This is a genomic window from Planomonospora algeriensis (genome assembly GCF_977012225.1).
This window is the reverse complement of record NZ_CDRNDK010000658.1, coordinates 1-2,740: the sequence shown is the minus strand read 5'-3', so window position 1 is coordinate 2,740 and position 2,740 is coordinate 1. Positions and strand designations below refer to the sequence as shown.

The following is a 2,740-nucleotide window of genomic DNA, read 5'->3' as shown; positions in this document are numbered from 1 at the left end:
CGGTCGCTGACGCCCGACAGCTCGGTCGAGCTGGCCGCCAGCGTGTCGGCGCTGGTCGCCAGCGCCTCGATGGTCTGGCGCAGGGAGTCCCCGGCCTGGTTGACCGCCACCGCCATCTCGCCGACCTCGTCGCGGGAGGTCACCTCGGCCCGCTCGGTCAGATCGCCCCTCGCCACCGCGTCCAGGACGCGGGAGACCGCGCCCAGCGGCCGGACGATCAGCCGGGACACCAGGAGCGCCAGTCCCAGCGCGAGCAGCAGCCCGCCGGTCAGCAGCGCCAGGATCAGGGTCCGGGCGCTGCCGTAGTTGTCCTCGGCCGCGGCGGTCACCGCCGCGGCGTCGGCCTCCTCGAACTTCGCCAGCTCCTCCATCGCGTCGTTCATCTGCGTGGAGGCCGCGACGAACTCGGTCACCACCTGGGCGACCTCGGTGGGCATGGCGAACCCGGCCGGGGGCTTCTCCCCCATGAAGGCGACGTTGCGGAGGGTCTGGTACCTCTCCCACGCCTCCTCGTAGCCGGTCAGGGTCTTCTGCCAGGCCGCGGAGGCAGGGGCGTCCTCCTTGTAGTCCGCGAGCGCCTCGGTGACGTTCGCGGTGTACTCCTTCATCAGGTCCATCGCCTGCGCCTTGATGGCGGGGTCGGTGATGGCGACGAACCCCGTGGTGGAGTCGTACATGTTGGCCATCTGGCCGCGCAGCTCGGTGAGGTGCAGTACCCGGTGGATGTTGGTCTGCTTCATCGACTCCAGGTCGTCGTTGAGACCGCTCAGCCGGTTCAGCGCCACCGTGCTGACCCCGGCGCCCATGACGGCGACGATGCCCACGGAGGCGAGGATCTTGGTGCTGATGCGGCGGTCGGCGAACCAGCCCAGCAGGCGGTTGCGGTTCGCGTTCACGACGGGGCGGGCGTTGTCTACGGACGTGCCGGTCACGTTCAGGTCCTTTCCGGTGCGAGACCGAGAGCTGCCGGGGTTGCCGTCAGACAGCCGTCTCGGCCTCCCATCGGCGTCCGGCACCGCGAGATGAGAGGTCGCGGGCGTCAGCCCTGGCCGTCCCCCGCGGTCAGCGCCGCGACCGGCGCGGGCGGGAGCTCACCCGAGAGGGCCGGGACCGCCGGCGCCGGCTCCGTCCTGTCGGTGGCGCGGCGGCCGGGCGAGTGCACCCGGTCCACCGACACGCTCATGACGCCGTCCTTCTCACCGGCCGCGGGCGGTCCTCGGACCCGTAGGAGGCGGTGACCCGGCGCAGGGCGCCGAGCATGAGGGCGCTCACCGCCACCGCGATCAGGTAGCGCGTCAGGGCCGTGGTGACGTCCAGGTCCTGCAGCACGAAGGCGCGCCACAGCGCCGGCGCGTCGAGCAGCAGGGCCAGCAGCAGCGTCGGCAGGCTAGTCACCGGCATTGGCGGCCGCCGCCCTCCGCGCCCGGATCTGCATGTTCATCACGTACCGGCGGATGATCTGCGCCTGCGTCTCCGGCGGGTCGTAGATGACGACCGCCGCCACGGTGTCGCCCCCGGCCTCCGAGACGGTCAGCACGTTGCCCTTCAGCGCCACGAGGTTGTCGTCCAGCACCATCTTGACCATCACGTCCTGCTCGGCGGAGAGCCCGGTCGCGATCCCCTGGCAGCGGGCCCCGCGCTCGGAGATGTCCACGAAGCGGCCGTGGAACACCTCCTGGCCGCTGGCGAGGTCGAGCAGCCGGACCGGTTCGCCGCCGGCCACCCGTACGGCGTTGCGGCGGCTGAAGTAGTCCACGGTGCCCTCGGCCTCGATGGTCCACAGGCTGATCCGGTCGCGCACGGACGCGGTGAACGTGCCGGGAGCGGTGTACAGACCCCGGGGGCCGGTCCAGCGCACGAACACCTCCTCGCCGGGTTCCGGCATGTCGATGTCCCCGACGCCGCGCGGCGCGGCAACCATGAGGACCAGCCCGTCGGTGTCCTCCACCCGTGTGGGGTAGACCCTGCCGTCCGGTAGGGCGATCTCCACGAGGGAGTTGATGTCGGGCAAGCTAATGGATGTCACGACTGCTTCTCCTCCAGCCGCTCGCACAGCAGGGCGGCCCAGGCCTGCGCGGTGCCGGGCCGGTCCGCGAGATAGGAAACGGGGATGTCCAGGTCCAGGACGCTCGCCGGGTCGCCCGTGGCGGCCACGGCGTTCACCGCGATGGCGTCCACCTTGCCGAGTGTGCGCAGGTGGCGCGCGGTGTCAGCGGTCTTGCGGGTCGCGTCGACGACCGCCCACACGGCGGTCGCGCCGAGGGCGTCGGCGATCGCGCGCGCCCACTCGCCGTTGCCCTGCTCCGGGGTGGAGTCCACCACGACGACGTACGGCACGTCGTCGCGGTGGATCTTCCGCGCCCGCTGCTGGGCGGCCCTCGGGCCGTTCAGCAGGCGCGTGTTGTGGATTCCGGTCCCGGCGGTGGAACGGGCCGCCAGCAGGACCTGGGCGGGTCCCACGTTCAGCAGGCGGGCGGCCTTCTCGGCCATGTGCAGGGCGGCGTGCGTCTCGCCGACGATGACGAGCACGTCGCCGGCGCCGCGCGGCGGCGTGGGCGCCTCGGGCAGGTCGGCCAGGGCGCGCTTCACCGCGGTGTACATGTCGGAGCCGACGGCCCGCAGAGCCATCCGCGCGGGCAGGCCCAGCTCGGTGAGCGCCCGGGCGAACGGCCGCTCCTGCTCGACGACGGGCGGCTGGAAGGCGCGGGGCACGACCGCGCCGGACCGCTCCGGCTCGGCC

5 protein-coding genes are annotated in these 2,740 nt (G+C 72.6%); all 5 read right to left on the bottom strand.

The features are described 5' to 3' along the window. Nucleotides 1-932: HAMP domain-containing protein (locus tag ACWJ6R_RS34100; RefSeq protein WP_449066166.1), on the bottom strand; the 932-nt coding region annotated here is incomplete at its 3' end. Nucleotides 933-1,039: 107 nt separating this feature from the next. Continuing rightward, entirely contained in the window at nucleotides 1,040-1,183 is a 144-nt protein-coding gene (locus ACWJ6R_RS34095; RefSeq protein ID WP_449066165.1) for a hypothetical protein, read from the bottom strand. Beyond that, nucleotides 1,180-1,401, bottom strand: coding sequence for a hypothetical protein (locus tag ACWJ6R_RS34090; RefSeq protein WP_449066164.1), 222 nt, complete (start codon nucleotides 1,399-1,401; stop codon nucleotides 1,180-1,182). Before ACWJ6R_RS34090 ends, ACWJ6R_RS34095 begins: the two co-directional genes overlap by 4 nt. Continuing rightward, a complete protein-coding gene (locus tag ACWJ6R_RS34085) occupies nucleotides 1,388-2,026 on the bottom strand; it encodes a PilZ domain-containing protein (protein WP_449066163.1) in 639 nt (212 codons plus the stop codon). Before ACWJ6R_RS34085 ends, ACWJ6R_RS34090 begins: the two co-directional genes overlap by 14 nt. Further along, nucleotides 2,023-2,740 (bottom strand): hypothetical protein (locus ACWJ6R_RS34080; protein WP_449066162.1); only part of this gene is annotated, 718 nt, incomplete at its 5' end. The genes ACWJ6R_RS34085 and ACWJ6R_RS34080, both read right to left, overlap by 4 nt.

What these genes read in the sequence shown, in the direction of transcription:
- ACWJ6R_RS34090 (WP_449066164.1), bottom strand. Translation starts at nt 1,401, where the DNA reads ATGCCGGTGACTAGCCTGCCGACGCTGCTGCTGGCCCTGCTGCTCGAC.
- ACWJ6R_RS34095 (WP_449066165.1), bottom strand. Translation starts at nt 1,183, where the DNA reads ATGAGCGTGTCGGTGGACCGGGTGCACTCGCCCGGCCGCCGCGCCACC.